Origin of the sequence: Vibrio sp. ZF 223 (genome assembly GCF_003050585.1) — a bacterium.
Classification (GTDB): Bacteria; Pseudomonadota; Gammaproteobacteria; order Enterobacterales; family Vibrionaceae; genus Vibrio; species Vibrio crassostreae.
This window is the reverse complement of record NZ_PIGB01000007.1, coordinates 125,523-141,337: the sequence shown is the minus strand read 5'-3', so window position 1 is coordinate 141,337 and position 15,815 is coordinate 125,523. Positions and strand designations below refer to the sequence as shown.

The 15,815-nt window shown below is 44.1% G+C and carries 14 protein-coding genes; 11 read left to right on the top strand and 3 right to left on the bottom strand.

Going from position 1 to position 15,815, the window contains the following annotated elements:
- Positions 1-161: 161 nt before the first annotated feature.
- The 6 genes from cmk to pyrF all read left to right on the top strand — a co-directional run bounded on the left by cmk (position 162) and on the right by pyrF (position 5,434).
- Positions 162-842 carry a (d)CMP kinase gene (gene cmk / locus CWO13_RS14810; protein WP_108083124.1) on the top strand — a complete coding sequence of 227 codons (681 nt, stop codon included), beginning with the start codon at positions 162-164 and terminating at the stop codon, positions 840-842.
- A gap of 106 nt (positions 843-948) precedes the next feature.
- On the top strand, positions 949-2,619 hold the full coding sequence (gene rpsA / locus CWO13_RS14805; protein ID WP_010439921.1) for a 30S ribosomal protein S1: 1,671 nt from the start codon (positions 949-951) through the stop codon (positions 2,617-2,619).
- Positions 2,620-2,740: 121 nt separating this feature from the next.
- On the top strand, positions 2,741-3,025 hold the full coding sequence (gene ihfB / locus CWO13_RS14800; protein WP_010439923.1) for an integration host factor subunit beta: 285 nt from the start codon (positions 2,741-2,743) through the stop codon (positions 3,023-3,025).
- Positions 3,026-3,154: 129 nt separating this feature from the next.
- Positions 3,155-3,427, top strand: a complete 273-nt coding sequence (locus tag CWO13_RS14795) for a LapA family protein (RefSeq protein WP_017066774.1) — start codon at positions 3,155-3,157, stop codon at positions 3,425-3,427.
- Positions 3,428-3,439: 12 nt separating this feature from the next.
- Positions 3,440-4,615, top strand: a complete 1,176-nt coding sequence (gene lapB / locus CWO13_RS14790) for a lipopolysaccharide assembly protein LapB (protein ID WP_016769333.1) — start codon at positions 3,440-3,442, stop codon at positions 4,613-4,615.
- A 123-nt stretch (positions 4,616-4,738) separates the two neighbouring features.
- Positions 4,739-5,434: an orotidine-5'-phosphate decarboxylase gene (gene pyrF, locus CWO13_RS14785; protein ID WP_017078954.1), complete on the top strand. Its 696-nt coding sequence runs from the start codon at positions 4,739-4,741 to the stop codon at positions 5,432-5,434.
- Between the two features lie 104 nt (positions 5,435-5,538).
- Here pyrF and miaE read toward each other — a convergent pair whose 3' ends face one another.
- Positions 5,539-6,294, bottom strand: coding sequence for a tRNA isopentenyl-2-thiomethyl-A-37 hydroxylase MiaE (gene miaE, locus CWO13_RS14780; protein WP_048658293.1), 756 nt, complete (start codon positions 6,292-6,294; stop codon positions 5,539-5,541).
- A 143-nt stretch (positions 6,295-6,437) separates the two neighbouring features.
- Complete coding sequence (locus CWO13_RS14775) at positions 6,438-7,202, bottom strand: hypothetical protein (protein ID WP_048658294.1); 765 nt, start codon at positions 7,200-7,202, stop codon at positions 6,438-6,440.
- 322 nt (positions 7,203-7,524) lie between these two features.
- Here CWO13_RS14775 and cysB point away from each other — a divergent pair, with 322 nt between their 5' ends.
- Positions 7,525-8,499, top strand: coding sequence for an HTH-type transcriptional regulator CysB (gene cysB, locus CWO13_RS14770; RefSeq protein ID WP_017060244.1), 975 nt, complete (start codon positions 7,525-7,527; stop codon positions 8,497-8,499).
- A 152-nt stretch (positions 8,500-8,651) separates the two neighbouring features.
- A complete protein-coding gene (locus CWO13_RS14765; RefSeq protein WP_108083123.1) occupies positions 8,652-9,854 on the top strand; it encodes a methyltransferase in 1,203 nt (400 codons plus the stop codon).
- 158 nt (positions 9,855-10,012) lie between these two features.
- On the opposite strand, the gene ald is transcribed toward CWO13_RS14765, so the two are convergent.
- The gene (ald, locus tag CWO13_RS14760) at positions 10,013-11,137 is read right to left on the bottom strand and encodes an alanine dehydrogenase (protein ID WP_017060246.1); all 1,125 of its coding nucleotides are present in this window, start codon (positions 11,135-11,137) and stop codon (positions 10,013-10,015) included.
- Positions 11,138-11,293: 156 nt separating this feature from the next.
- Here ald and lrp point away from each other — a divergent pair, with 156 nt between their 5' ends.
- The 3 genes from lrp to lolA all read left to right on the top strand — a co-directional run bounded on the left by lrp (position 11,294) and on the right by lolA (position 15,782).
- Positions 11,294-11,788, top strand: a complete 495-nt coding sequence (lrp, locus tag CWO13_RS14755) for a leucine-responsive transcriptional regulator Lrp (protein ID WP_004734558.1) — start codon at positions 11,294-11,296, stop codon at positions 11,786-11,788.
- Between the two features lie 163 nt (positions 11,789-11,951).
- Positions 11,952-15,110, top strand: a complete 3,159-nt coding sequence (locus CWO13_RS14750) for a DNA translocase FtsK 4TM domain-containing protein (protein WP_107898762.1) — start codon at positions 11,952-11,954, stop codon at positions 15,108-15,110.
- A 75-nt stretch (positions 15,111-15,185) separates the two neighbouring features.
- Complete coding sequence (gene lolA, locus CWO13_RS14745; RefSeq protein ID WP_048668726.1) at positions 15,186-15,782, top strand: outer membrane lipoprotein chaperone LolA; 597 nt, start codon at positions 15,186-15,188, stop codon at positions 15,780-15,782.
- Positions 15,783-15,815 lie beyond the last annotated feature (33 nt).

Sequence of the window (15,815 nt, the reverse complement as noted above, 5' to 3'; positions counted from 1 at the left end):
ACGGATATTGAGCTGGTTGCATTTGTTTATGCATCATCAACACGGAATTATCTGAGATTTACCTCGCTCGACTTCCAATTTTTCTCTATAATATGCCGCCTATAAAGTAGTGGCGAATCGCTAGTACAGAATAAAACTTACGACAAAACGTGGAGTAAAAGATGCCTTCTCAAAGCCCAGTGATTACGGTTGATGGACCAAGTGGTGCAGGTAAAGGTACCCTGTGTATGTTACTAGCAGATAAGCTAGGCTTTCATCTTCTAGATTCAGGCGCGATCTATCGCGTATTGGCTTTAGCTGCAATTCACCATGGTGTGGATACAGAATCAGAAGATGCTTTAGTACCGCTTGCTACACACTTAGACGTGCAGTTTATTGCTGAAGGCGACTTAGTTAAGGTTATCCTAGAAGGTGAAGATGTGTCTGGTGAACTTCGTAAAGAAGAGACTGGCATGGCGGCTTCAAAAGTTGCTGCTTTACCTCGCGTTCGAGAAGCACTGCTTCGTCGTCAACGTGCATTCAGCGCTGCGCCTGGCTTGGTTGCCGATGGCCGTGACATGGGAACGGTTGTGTTTCCTGAAGCTGAAGCGAAAATATTTTTAGATGCAAGTGCTGAAGAGCGTGCGAGTCGCCGCCTTAAACAGTTGCAACAGAAGGGGTTAGATGTTAAATTTGACGACCTTTTGAGCGAGATCCAAGAGCGAGACGACCGAGATCGTAATCGCCCAGTGGCGCCACTTCGCCCTGCAGAGGATGCTCTAGTGCTTGATTCCACCTCAATGAATATTGAGCAGGTAGTAGATAAAGCACTACACTATATTGAATCGAAACTGGCTGGGTAATTTTGCCGAGCTAGTACGAACGTTGGTCGCAAGGATGATGACCGGCGAATTTATCAACCCCATGCGGTAGGATACCCATGGACGTTTAATTATTGAAGATTAAATAATGACTGAATCTTTTGCTCAACTCTTTGAAGAGTTTCTATCTGAAACTGAATTCCAACAAGGCAGCATCGTTAAAGGTACTGTAGTAGCTATCGAGAACGGTTTCGTTCTTGTAGACGCTGGTCTTAAGTCTGAATCTGCTATCCCTGCTGAACAATTCAAGAACGCTGCTGGCGAACTTGAAGTTGAAGTTGGTGCTGAAGTAGACGTAGCTCTAGACGCTGTTGAAGATGGTTTCGGTGAGACTCAACTTTCTCGTGAGAAAGCTAAGCGTCACGAAGCTTGGATCGTACTTGAGAAAGCTTGCGAAGAAGCTGAAACTGTTGTTGGTATCATCAACGGTAAAGTTAAAGGCGGTTTCACTGTTGAACTTAACGGTATCCGTGCTTTCCTTCCAGGTTCTCTAGTAGACGTACGTCCTATCCGTGACACTGCTCACCTAGAAAACAAAGAGCTAGAGTTCAAAGTAATCAAGCTAGACCAGAAGCGTAACAACGTTGTTGTTTCTCGTCGTGCTGTTATCGAATCTGAAAACAGTGTTGAGCGTGACGAACTTCTTGAAACTCTACAAGAAGGTACTGAAGTTAAAGGTATCGTTAAGAACCTTACTGACTACGGTGCATTCGTTGACCTTGGCGGTGTTGACGGTCTTCTACATATCACAGATATGGCTTGGAAGCGCGTTAAGCACCCATCAGAGATCGTTAACGTTGGTGACGAAATCCTAGTTAAAGTTCTTAAGTTCGATCGTGAGCGCACTCGTGTTTCACTAGGTCTTAAGCAACTAGGCGAAGATCCATGGGTAGCAATCGCTAAGCGTTACCCTGAAGGTCACAAGCTTTCTGGTCGTGTTACAAACCTAACTGACTACGGCTGCTTCGTTGAAATCGAAGAAGGCGTTGAAGGTCTAGTACACGTTTCTGAAATGGATTGGACTAACAAGAACATCCACCCTTCTAAAGTTGTTAATGTTGGCGACGAAGTTGAGGTTATGGTTCTTGATATCGACGAAGAACGTCGTCGTATCTCTCTAGGTCTGAAACAGTGTAAAGCTAACCCATGGCAGTCATTTGCAGAAATGCAAGCTAAGGGCGACAAAGTTACTGGTAAGATCAAGTCTATCACTGACTTTGGTATCTTCATCGGTCTAGAAGGCGGTATCGACGGTCTTGTACACCTATCTGACATTTCTTGGAACGCTGCCGGCGAAGAAGCTGTACGTGAATACAAGAAAGGCGACGAAATCTCTGCTGTTGTTCTAGCAGTAGATGCAGAGCGTGAGCGTATTTCTCTTGGCGTTAAGCAAATGGAAAACGACCCGTTCAACGCATACGTTGCTGACAACAAGAAAGGTGTTCTTGTAAACGGTACTGTTACTGCAGTTGACGCGAAAGGCGCTACTATCGAGCTAATCGAAGGCGTTGAAGGTTACATCCGCGCTTCTGAAGTTTCTCGCGACCGTATCGAAGATGCATCTCTAATCCTAAGCGTTGGCGACAGCGTTGAAGCGAAGTTCACTGGTGTAGACCGTAAGAACCGCGTAATCAACCTATCTATCAAAGCTAAAGATGAAGCTGATGAGCAAGAAGCAATGGCTTCACTGAACAAGTCTGAAGAAGGCGCGTTCGGTAACGCAATGGCAGACGCATTCAAAGCTGCTAAAGGCGAATAATAGCTTCTCGTTAAGAGAATTATAGCTATATAGCCAAGAAAGGAGCCGTAAGGCTCCTTTTTTTTTGCTTATTTTTCCGATAGGTCTATAATTTCTAAAAAGAAAACCAACGAGGGTAACTATGACTAAGTCTGAATTGATTGAAAGACTATGCGCTGAGCAAACGCATCTTTCTGCAAAAGAAATTGAAGACGCTGTAAAAGACATTTTAGAGCACATGGCTTCAACACTAGAAAGTGGTGATCGAATCGAAATTCGCGGCTTTGGCAGTTTTTCTCTGCATTACCGTGAACCTCGTGTTGGACGTAATCCTAAAACTGGTGACAAGGTAGAGTTGGAAGGCAAATACGTTCCTCACTTCAAACCAGGTAAAGAGCTACGCGAACGAGTAAACTCAGGACTGTAGCCTACTTATCGGAATTAAGAAAAGCGGCATACTATAATGTATGCCGCTTTTTTATGACCATAATATGGTGGTCTGATTAGTAATTTTCCTGCATAATCGTACAGCTAACTAACCAATGAGTGATGAACTATGAAAATTATAAAAATAGTCGCCGTTATCGCACTTTTCCTAATTGCACTGGCTTTAGGCTCTCAAAACCAAACAACTGTGAATTTCAACTATCTGCTAGCGCAAGGTGACTTCCACCTATCAAGTTTACTAGGCGTTGTATTCGTTTCAGGCTTTGCCCTTGCTTGGTTAGTCTTTGGCAATATGCACATGCGGTCTCAGCTAAAAATTCATCGCTTGAAGAAGCAACTCAATAAGCAATCAAAGCAGGTCGCTGCTGATACTAAAGCTTAAAGGCTATATTTGATGTTAGAGTTACTGTTCTTACTTTTGCCTATCGCAGCCGCTTATGGTTGGTATATGGGTAATCGTAATGCTCAGCAAGAAAAACAAAAACAATCACACCAGATCTCCCGTCAATACGTGACGGGTTTGAACCTATTACTGTCAGACCAATCTGACAAAGCGGTTGATCATTTTATTGAGCTACTTCAAGTAGACAATGAGACCATCGACACTCACTTAGCCTTGGGCAACTTGTTCCGCTCAAGAGGCGAAGTCGACCGCGCTATTCGAATTCACCAAAATCTTATCTCTCGTTCGGGGCTTACTCTCGACCAGAAAAATCTCGCACTGCAACAATTAGCTAAAGACTACATGGTCTCTGGTTTTCTTGATCGCGCCGAAAAAATCTTTGAACAGCTTGTAGAAGAACCTGACCACAAAGAGGGCGCTTTGCAGCAGTTAGTTGCTATTTATCAGCAAACTCGAGAGTGGAATAAGGCTATCCATTACGGAAATATCCTCGTTAAGCTTGGTAAGAAGAAAATGAAAATGCGTGCGACAGTAGCGCATTTTTGGTGTGAACTTGCGATGCAGGAGCAAGCTGATGGCAATCGCTCTAAAGCACTTCAGCACTTCAAGAAGGCGCTTTCTGAAGATCCTAAATGTGTTCGTGCAAGTATTGCTTTAGGTAAGTTCCACTTAGCGAATGAAGATTACCAAAAGACAATTGATTGTCTGGAGTCGGTACTCGAACAAGATATCGATTTTATCAGTGAGGTGTTGCCAACTCTTGCTGAGTGTTACCACAAACTTGGACAAGAAGCTCAACTGGTCGAGTTCCTGAAAGCGTGTATACAGAAGAAAGCCGGTGTATCTGCCGAACTGATGCTGGCGCAATTGGTTGCTCACCATGAAGATGTAGGCTCTGCGCAAGAGCTACTGACCAAGCAGCTTGTTAAAAACCCAACCATGAAAGGTTTTTATCGATTAATTGATTACCACCTAGCGGAAGCTGAAGAAGGTCGAGCGAAAGACAGCTTAACCACACTTCAGTCTATGGTTGGTGAACAACTTAAGGTTAAGCCCCATTATCGTTGTCGTCAGTGTGGTTTCTCAACACATTCAATGTATTGGCACTGCCCTTCATGTAAGGGGTGGGGAACGATCAAGCCTATTCGTGGGCTTGATGGTGAATAGATTTGTGGTCATTTTAAGACCAAATTATTAATTGCAGCTTTCGGGCTGCATTTTTATGACTGTTATTTATCACCTGCTTTGGTGATTGAAATTTTTAGAAAGTTAACTGCGTTAGGAGATGAAATGAACGACCAAAAAATCATTGTAGCTTTGGATTATGACAACCAAGCGGATGCGTTAGCCTTTGTTGATCGTATTGATCCAGCATCTTGCCGCCTAAAAGTGGGCAAAGAGATGTTTACTCTGTTTGGCCCTGAATTTGTTCGTGAATTGCATAAGCGTGGTTTCTCAGTATTTTTAGACCTTAAGTTTCACGATATCCCGAACACATGTTCAAAGGCAGTCCGCGCTGCCGCTGAACTAGGTGTATGGATGGTGAACGTACACGCAAGTGGCGGTGAGCGCATGATGACGGCTTCTCGCGAAATCTTAGAACCGTATGGTAAAGATCGCCCGTTGCTAATCGGCGTAACTGTCCTAACCAGTATGGAGCAATCTGACTTAGCGGGTATTGGCTTGGATCTTGAACCACAGCAGCAAGTGATGCGCTTAGCTTCTCTAACGAAGAACTCTGGCTTAGACGGTGTTGTATGCTCTGCACAAGAGGCTTCTTTGCTTAAAGGCGCACTTGGTCAGGAGTTCAAACTAGTGACTCCAGGTATTCGTCCTGTAGGCGCTGATGTTGGTGACCAGAAGCGTATCATGACCCCTTCTAAAGCGATTGAATCGGGGTCAGACTACCTTGTTATTGGTCGTCCTATTACTCAAGCTATTGACCCAGCTGCTGTACTTGCAGAGATCAACGGTACGCTAGCTTAAGTTTATATTTAGCTCGAGATATAAATAACAAAGGCCAGCATATTGCTGGCCTTAATTGTCTTGTCCGGATTAGTCTAAACTGGAATGAATTCTCTGCACAGAGTTTAAACTGGAGCACCACTATGGAATTTGAAGTCACTGTCTTCTGAAGTGATAAGTTCCGCTTCTACTTGCGCAAAATGAGCAATACGCTCTGAAATATCTTTACCTGCGATCTGTTCTGCTAGCTCAAGGTAATCTTGGTAGTGGCGAGCTTCTGAGCGAAGTAGAGACACGTAAAATTTCTCCATGTCTTCTTCCAAGAAAGGAGCCAATTTAGCGAATCGTTCACAAGAGCGAGCTTCAATAAACGCGCCGATGATAAGCTTATCAACCAGAGCATCAGGCTCGTAAGTCTTAACTTGTTTGATCAAGCCTTTAGCATAACGACCCGCCTCGATTGGCTGGTAAGTTACGCCTTTCTTCTCCATCAACTCCATGACTTGGTAGAAGTGATGCAGCTCTTCTTTGATCAGCAGTACCATCTTATCGATCAGATCAGCACCGTAATTACAGCCTTCTTTCGCTGTGATTTGCTTGGATACGTTGCTTTTACCACGCAGAGACTCTAAGTCTCCGATACGACGGTAAGCAAATTGCTCGTATGGCAAAATCCATTCATTCAGTTGTTTCGCACTTTCTTTATCAACTGCGTACTTGCGGATAAGGAACAAGGCACTCTGTGCTGCTTTAAGTTCACACAGCATGTGATCGCGTAGAATGATGTGCAGATTTTCAGGCTTTTTGGCTTCATCTATCCATGAATCTGGCGTTTCTGCTTTCAGAAAAGAGTGGATTGGAGCGAGTAGTTCTTGATACATGGTCAGGGAAAGTTTGTTGATAATGCGGGGATTTTATCACAGCTCAAGAGATCTCCCTATACAGAGAAAGGAAATTCAACAGCTATAAAAAAGGCCGCCTATTTAATGTAAATAAGGCGGCCTTTAATTGTTGAGTTAGACTGTTACCATTTTTTCTTTTGACCGAAGAGGGCATCCATATCGTCTTCTCGCTCTTTAGATTCGATCTGTTGTAAATCTTGAGCGTTCTTATCTTGGCGTTTTTGATCAAGCTCGTCGAGCATCTGCTGTAGCTTTTCTTTTGCTTGATTAGAGTACGAATCATTTTTGGTTGCTAGCGCATCGATACCTTTACGCAGTAACTGAATTGCTGTTCCCGGTTGCCCACGAGAAATCGAGTCGTTTGCACGTTTGATAACGTTTTCAATGTTGATACGAATTTGAATTGTCTCTAGACGAGCGTTTTCAACCACATAAGCTTGAGTCTCGAAGCGACCCTTATTGTGTTCGTTACGGACTGTATCACGTAGGCGCTTAACGAGCTTTAGCATCATGATTGCTTGCTTGTCACTACTTGGTACGCGGAAAACTGTGCTCTCACCACCTTTGTAGTTCTCTTTGAGCTGAGTGATCTGTTGTTTTACGCTTTCAATGCGTTGGGCAAGCTGCTTATTTTTTGGATCGAGTTGATACATGTTTTCTAATGCATCAAGAATCCGATTGTTTAAGCACACAAGAAGATCTTGGCTAAACGGCATGTGATGAGCGTTGCCAATCAGTTCTTCTGTACCGTCAATAATGGTTAGATAACGAGAAGCTTCCTGTTTCTTCGCTGTTTCTACCTTAACTTTATATTGAAGCATGATGTTGTAGCCTAAAACTAACACCAAAAGAACGGCTACTAAGGCGATTATTAAACCAATATTCATATGTTTGAGTCTGCTTATTATTTTCTATAGCTAACCTGAGAGGATACACGATTCCATTGTGTATCGGCACTCGTAAATTGCAATTTCTGATTATCTCTTGTTGAGCGAAATCGGCAATCAAAACTTACCCACTAATGTATGAGAATGAGGGTTGGGTTGCAAAGCGTTAGTGATGTTTTTGTTTGTTAAGCTAGAAAAACTCAATTTTTCTGTCATTTTTGTGTTTGAAGCGTTATAACTATTAATTATATTACACGAGACTATAACGCTCTCTTTGCAAATAAGTTAGCACAGAAATGAGTAAAGGATTACGAGGTTAGATATGAAGTTACAGCAACTGAAGTACATTGTTGAGGTTGTAAACCATAACCTAAATGTTTCAGCTACAGCAGAGAGTTTGTACACATCTCAGCCAGGCATTAGTAAGCAAGTTAGATTACTTGAAGACGAGCTAGGCATTCAGATTTTTGAGCGTAGTGGTAAGCATTTAACACAGGTTACCCAAGCCGGTGAGGATATCATTCGCATCTCTCAAGAGATTTTAGCTCGTGTTGAGAGTATTAAAGCTGTAGCGGGTGAACACACTCATCCAGAGATGGGTACATTGAATATTTCAACCACTCATACTCAAGCTCGTTATGCACTGCCTGATGTGATTAAAGGTTTTACTGCGCGTTATCCAAAAGTATCGCTTCACATGCACCAAGGTACACCAAGCCAGATGTCAGAAGCGGTAGCTAAGGGTACTGCGAACTTTGCGATTGCAACGGAAGCGCTGCACCTTTATCAAGATGCGATTATGCTGCCTTGTTACCACTGGAACCGCTCGATCGTTGTGACCAAAGATCACCCTCTGGCACAGAAGCGAAATATAACGATCGAAGATCTTGCGGCTTATTCTCTAGTGACCTACGTATTTGGTTTCACTGGTCGTTCTGAGCTTGATACTGCGTTCAATAAAGTTGGCCTAACACCGCGTGTTGTGTTTACCGCGACCGATGCGGACGTCATCAAAACGTATGTTCGCATGGGCATTGGTGTGGGTGTCATCGCAAGTATGGCGATTGACCACGAGCAAGATACCGATTTGGTTGCGATTGATGCGAGTCACCTATTTGGTGCTAGTACCACAAGCATTGGCTTTAGAAAAGGCACATTCCTGCGTTCTTACATGTTTGATTTTATGGAGCGTTTTGCGCCGCACCTAACTCGCCCAGTAGTTGAGCAAGCCATTTCTTTGAAGTCTAATGAAGAGATCGAAGAGATGTTTAAAGATATCGAACTACCTGTTCGTTAATCTTTTCATTTAAAGCTAGACTCTTATTCGGCCTGTATTTACAGGCCGTTTTGTTTTCGGCTTTATTGGGCGTGCGTTTTTTAGTTCTCTTTGTCTCGAACCTTTCCATTTGAAGCTCTTACCCCTACAATCCACGCACCATAGGGGGAAGCATGCATTCACGATTTACAATTCTCGACTCATTTTTGTTAGAGCACCAAGTTTATTGGCGTTCAGAGCCTTTTCACCTATGCCAAACTCAACAGCAACCATGGCAAGAGGCCAATCGTCCACTTGTTGACTGGTTAGAAGACTTAAGCATTGAAAGCATTCAAACTTTAAAAGAAAACCCTGAGCTGTTGGCCGAGGAACTGATTCGTTTCCTTCCTGATTTAGAGCTCGCGAATCAAAATATTCAGTTTGATAATACAGCTTTGGTAGGGCTCCACCTCCCTCGTGGTACTGCCGATGGTATTCCCGGTAGAAAGTTGCAACAAATCGTGTCGATGGGAGAGGCGGTACTTGATCACCACCATGGTAAAGAGTGGCTGGAGTGGTGTTCTGGCAAAGGCTTCCTTGGTCGAATCTTATCTCAACAATCGAAGCAAAAAGTGACCAGCTTCGAGTGGCAACAATCGCTGTGCGAAAGCGGCCAAAAGATTGCAGATGCACAACGTTTAGAAATGACGTTCGTTCAAGGTGATGCCTTTTCTGAGAGTGCTGATAAGGTGTTTAATTCTAATCAACATGCGGTCGCTCTTCATGCTTGTGGTGATCTCCATGTTGAGTTAGTTAAAAAGTCCGTGTCGCATGGGCTTCCTGCTGTGACTATATCCCCTTGTTGTTATCACCTTATTCGTGACGACAACTACAAAGCGATGTCATCAGTGGCACAAGCCTCGGCTTTAACATTGAGCAAGAGTGATTTACGAATTCCACTCCAAGAAACCGTTACTGGTGGCGAAAGGGTAAAGCGACATCGCCAATTGGAGATGAGTTATCGCCTAGGCTTCAGTCAGTTACTCAAGGCTGAAATGGGGATTGATGAATATATTCCCGTGCCGAGCATCAAAAAATCAGAATTGTCTGCGGGCTTTAAAGCTTTTTGTTTATGGGCTTCAGAGATTAAAGAGCTCCCAATTCGTTTGGATACCGATTTTGAGTCTTATCTTGTTCAAGGGGAGCAACTTTTCTGGGAGATGGAAAAACTAAGCCTGGTTCAGCAAGTCTTTAGACGACCATTAGAGATATGGCTAGCGTTGGATCGCGCGATTTATTTAAAAGAACAAGGCTACGAAGCCACCATCGAAGAGTTTTGTGAACGTAGTGTCACACCTCGAAATCTGTTGGTTCATGGTGTTAAGAGCGATAGATAAACGATGCGGTTATTAGAAAGCGTGCTAATCATAGCTTTCGAACGATAGTGTTATAGAGACAAAAAAGCCAGTTCGACAAAATCGGACTGGCTTTTTAATGTGTGGATTAACTGAACGCTTCAACGAGAAAATTTGACGCTCAGTTAGTTACTACATCATTAGTTAAACATTGCGATAGCTTCTGCTGGATCTACGTATTCAAGGTCAAAGCTTTCTGCAACTTCTTTACAAGTTACTTTACCGTGAATGACGTTTAGACCTTCTAGGAAGCCTTCATCAGATAGAAGTGCTTCGCGGTAGCCTTTGTTCGCTAGCTTAACAATGTAAGGAAGTGTTGCATTGTTTAGTGCGTAAGTTGAAGTACGCGCTACAGCACCTGGCATGTTTGCAACACAGTAGTGAACTACGTCATCAACGATGTAAGTTGGGTCTGCGTGAGTGGTTGCGTGAGAAGTCTCGAAACAACCGCCTTGGTCGATTGCAACGTCAACAACAGCTGAACCTGGCTTCATCTTAGCGATGTGCTCTTTTGTAACCAGTTTAGGCGCTGCTGCACCAGGGATTAGTACTGCACCAATCACTAGGTCTGCTTCTAGAACATGCTTCTCGATAGCGTCTTCAGTAGAATAAACCACTTTTGCGCGACCTTGGAATTCTTCATCAAGACGACGAAGTGTATCTACGTTACGGTCAAGGATTGTAACATCAGCGCGAAGGCCAACAGCCATACGTGCTGCGTTAGCACCTACAACGCCGCCACCAACAACAACAACTTTTGCTGGTTCAACACCTGGAACGCCACCAAGAAGAAGACCACAACCACCGTTAGATTTCTCTAATGTTTGTGCACCTGCTTGAATAGACATACGACCAGCTACTTCAGACATTGGTGCTAATAGTGGCAAGCGACCCATATTATCTGTTACAGTCTCATAGGCTACGCAGACAGCTTTGCTCTTGATAAGCTCTTCAGTTTGTGGAAAATCTGGTGCAAGGTGTAAATAGGTAAATAATATTTGCCCTTCGCGAAGCATAGCTCGCTCGACAGCTTGAGGTTCTTTAACCTTTACAATCATCTCTGCTTTCGCGAAAACGTCAGCAGCAGTAGGAAGAATGGATGCGCCTACAGCGATGTAATCATCGTCTGAAAAACCGATACCAGTACCGGCATTGGTTTCTACAAAAACTTGGTGGCCGTGTGAGATTAGTTCTCTCACGCTAGCTGGGGTCATACCAACGCGGTATTCGTGGTTCTTGATTTCCTTAGGTACGCCAATGATCATCCTGACTCCTCATTTTATTTTGGTTGTTTTATCTATGTGTAGGGTAATTCTGTCGAATTAATATCTAGTATAGATAGGTTCAGATAAAATTTGATACTGAATATTAAAAAGTTGTAGTATATTTTTTTGCAAGGAAGTAATAAGGTGGAATAAAAAATGGCAGACAATTATAAGAAGCCGTCCAAGGAACTAGATCGTATTGACCGCAACATTCTTAATGAGTTGCAAAAAGACGGTCGTATCTCAAACGTTGAACTCTCAAAACGAGTAGGACTTTCTCCAACTCCATGTCTTGAACGTGTTCGTCGTTTAGAACGTCAAGGTTACATTACTGGGTACACAGCATTGCTGAACCCACAGTACCTTGATGCTTCACTTTTAGTGTTTGTTGAAATTACGTTGAACCGTGGTGCGCCAGATGTGTTCGAACAATTCAACACCGCTGTGCAGAAACTAGATGACATCCAAGAGTGTCATTTAGTGTCGGGTGATTTTGACTATCTTCTAAAAACACGTGTATCTGATATGGGTGCTTACCGTAAGCTATTGGGTGATACGTTACTTCGTCTACCGGGCGTAAACGACACTCGAACTTACGTTGTAATGGAAGAAGTGAAACAAACTAATCAACTTGTGATTAAAACTCGTTAGTCACAATTGGTGAAATGAAAGAAAGCGGACATTTGTTCCGCTTTCTTGCTTTCTGGAATTGGGTTTTTCTGTTTGATATGGTTAAATCAACAGTAGTTTCATTGAAACGAGCGGCTTTTGCCGCTCGAGATGTTTTTATCCCGTTTAATTATTAAGTTGGTTTATGTTCAAGCAGAGCAGTAATAAAGTAGAAACAATCATTAAAACGAGTGAAGAGCCTCAGTCTCCTCGTTTGAGTGGTTCTCAACGTCTCAAAGAGTGCAGCCTGATTCTCGGTGTTCTCTTCTCTATTCTACTTGCCGTTGCGTTATTAACTTTTAGTCCAGCTGACCCATCATGGTCGCAAACGGCGTGGGGTGGTGACATTCAAAATGCGGGTGGTTATCTAGGTGCTTGGTTGGCGGATACACTTTTCTTCATATTTGGTTCTTTGGCTTACCCTTTGCCTATCTTGGTGACGGTTGCTGCGTGGGTATTATTCCGCAAACGTAATGAAGACGAGCAGATCGACTTCATGCTGTGGGGCACTCGCTTACTTGGCCTGACTATCCTAATCCTTACTAGTTGTGGTCTAGCGGATATTAACTTTGACGACATCTGGTACTTTTCATCAGGTGGAGTCGTGGGTGACGTCTTAACAAGCCTTGCACTTCCGACGTTGAATGTTCTTGGTAGTACGCTGGTTCTTCTTTTCTTATGGGGTGCTGGTTTTACTCTATTAACTGGTATTTCTTGGTTAAGCATTGTGGAATGGTTAGGTGAATGTGCCATCAAATTCTTCACGTCTGCTGTTAATAAGGCTCGTGGCCAAGATCAAGAGCTACTAGAGCCTCAGCTAAGAGAATCAGCAGACCGCGATTTAATCGAAGAACGTCATCAAGAGCCGAGTTACCGTGATGTTCCTGCTTTAGAAGATAACAAAGAATCAACAGAGCATGATCCACTAGATCCTGCAATGAGCTTTTCTGCGACCAATGATTCGTCAGATGCGGCTGCAAGTGCGCTAGAGAGCGCTGCGACACCGAAGCGCCATTACAATATTCACATGCCTGTTGAGGCGCCAGCGAAGCAAGAAGCTTCAGAACAAGAAGAACCTCAGGTTCAGCGCCAACCTCAAGTTGCACCTGAGTCGATCCCTATAGCTCCTGTTTACCAAGCGCCAGAAGAACCGTTAGAAGAAGGTATTGAGCGCTCGAAGCAGCTTAATGCCACTATCGAGCAGCTAGAAAACGCCGCTATGTATGAAGATGATCTTGCGGAGCAAGAACAGGTTGATGCGCATGAATCTCAAATCGCGTATCAGCAATACATGCAGAATGAGCAACAAGACGTTACCTCTACTGATATGGCTCTTGAAAGTGCAGAACCAGAGATCAATAGCTCGCCAGAAGTAACGAATGAATTCGATGTTGAAGATGTTCAGCCAGAATCTCTATACGCTTCACCAATGGGTGAGCCAGAAGCAACTGTGGAAGACGATTTCTCTGCACAAGCTTCACCATTTGATGTAACGGAAGAGCAGGCTGACGAACAGACTTTCGCTCCTGAAGCTCAGCAGACTGAAACCGAGCAAGCTGATGCAGAGTTAGCGGATGAGCAATTTGAACCTTTCTCTTATCAAGAAGAACATTCAGAGCCTGAACAGCCAACAGCACAAAGCCAAGAGCCAGCTGTTGATCTTCCTTGGGAAGAAGTTACGGAAGAAGAGTCTTCGCATCAAGATCAGGATGTCGCCGCATTCCAAAGCATTATTTCTGAAGCCCAAGCGAATATGGCAGCGGCGCAGAACCCGTTCTTGGTTCAACAAGATGTTAATTTACCGAAGCCTGCTGAGCCATTACCAACACTTGAATTGTTATTCCACCCTGAAAAGCGTGAAACCTTTATTGACCGTGACGCACTAGAGGCAATTGCTCGTCTTGTGGAATCTAAGCTAGCGGACTACAAGATCAAAGCCGATGTGGTTGATATTTTCCCTGGTCCAGTAATCACTCGATTCGAACTTGATCTGGCTCCGGGTGTGAAAGTAAGCCGTATTTCTGGTCTTTCTATGGACTTAGCGCGTTCGCTTTCTGCATTGGCAGTACGTGTCGTAGAGGTGATTCCGGGTAAACCTTATGTTGGCTTAGAACTGCCAAACATGAGTCGCCAAACAGTATTCTTCTCAGATGTGGTTGCTAGCCCTCAGTTCCAAGAAGCGAAATCTCCAACGACAGTGGTTCTCGGACAAGACATCGCTGGTGAAGCCGTCATTGCTGATCTATCGAAAATGCCTCACGTTCTGGTTGCTGGTACAACCGGTTCTGGTAAGTCGGTAGGTGTGAACGTAATGATTCTGAGTATGCTTTACAAAGCATCACCGGAAGATGTTCGATTCATCATGATCGACCCGAAAATGCTTGAGCTATCGGTTTATGAGGGTATTCCTCATCTATTGTCTGAAGTGGTAACCGACATGAAAGATGCGTCGAACGCCCTTCGTTGGTGTGTTGGCGAGATGGAACGCCGTTATAAGCTGATGTCAGCGTTAGGCGTTCGTAACATTAAAGGTTACAACGATAAGCTTAAGATGGCTGCGGAAGCGGGTCACCCAATTCACGATCCACTGTGGAAGCCGGGCGACAGCATGGACCCTGAAGCCCCATTGCTTGAGAAGCTGCCTTACATTGTGGTTATCGTTGATGAATTTGCCGACCTAATCATGGTGGTCGGTAAGAAGGTTGAAGAACTGATCGCACGTTTGGCACAAAAAGCACGTGCGGCGGGTGTTCACTTGATCCTAGCGACGCAACGTCCTTCGGTGGATGTTATTACCGGCCTTATCAAAGCGAACATTCCAACCCGTGTGGCCTTTACGGTATCAACCAAAACGGATTCAAGAACTATCCTTGACCAAGGTGGTGCGGAATCACTATTGGGCATGGGTGATATGCTTTACTTGCCACCGGGCTCTAGTCATACAACTCGTGTTCACGGTGCCTTTGCATCTGATGATGATGTACACGCAGTTGTGAATAACTGGAAAGCGCGTGGTAAGCCAAACTATATTGATGAGATCACTAACGGCGAACAAACCCCAGAAACCTTGCTTCCGGGTGAGAAGATGGAAGGTGATGAAGAGGTCGATCCTCTGTTTGATCAAGTGGTAGAACACGTTGTTCATTCACGTCGTGGTTCAGTTTCAGGCGTACAGCGTCGATTCAAGATTGGTTACAACCGTGCTGCACGCATTGTCGAGCAACTTGAAGCTCAAGGTATCGTAAGTGCTCCAGGCCATAACGGTAACCGAGAAGTCTTGGCACCAGCGCCACCAAAAGATTAGTTCCACTAGGAACTCATACCCATTAAGTCGGTCAAATCGAAAATATGACCGACTTATGTTCTAACAGGATTATTGATGAAAAAAGTATTCGCACTTTTATTTATGAGCTTCTCAGTGTTTGCTTCTCCGAAAGAAGAGTTGAGTAGCCGTTTGGCATTGAACGCAGGCTTTAGTGCTGACTTTAAACAAGTCGTGACCAGCCCTGATGGTGATGTTGTCATGGAAGGCGAGGGCACGGTAGAGATTGCTCGCCCTAGCTTATTCCGCTGGGAAACCACTTTCCCTGATGAAAACCTATTGGTATCTGATGGCCAAAGCTTGTGGTACTACAGCCCGTTCATTGAGCAAGTGAGTATTTATTGGCAAGAGCAAGCGACATCGCAAACACCTTTTGTCTTGCTTACACGTAACCAAGAAAGCGATTGGGATAACTACAACGTCGCGCAAACAGGTAACCAATTTACACTAACACCAACGGCAGCGGACTCTAATCAGGGTGACTTCCAGATTAATATCACCGAGAAAGGCATTGTTCAGGGCTTTAATGTGATTGAACAAGACGGTCAAAAAGGTGAGTTTACCTTTAGCAATGTTGACTTGGGTAAACCTGCAGCAGACCGTTTTACTTTTGTGGCGCCGGAAGGTGTCGAGGTCGACGACCAAAGAAACTGATCTAAAGAAGCAGATCGTTTGGTAGTACGTCGA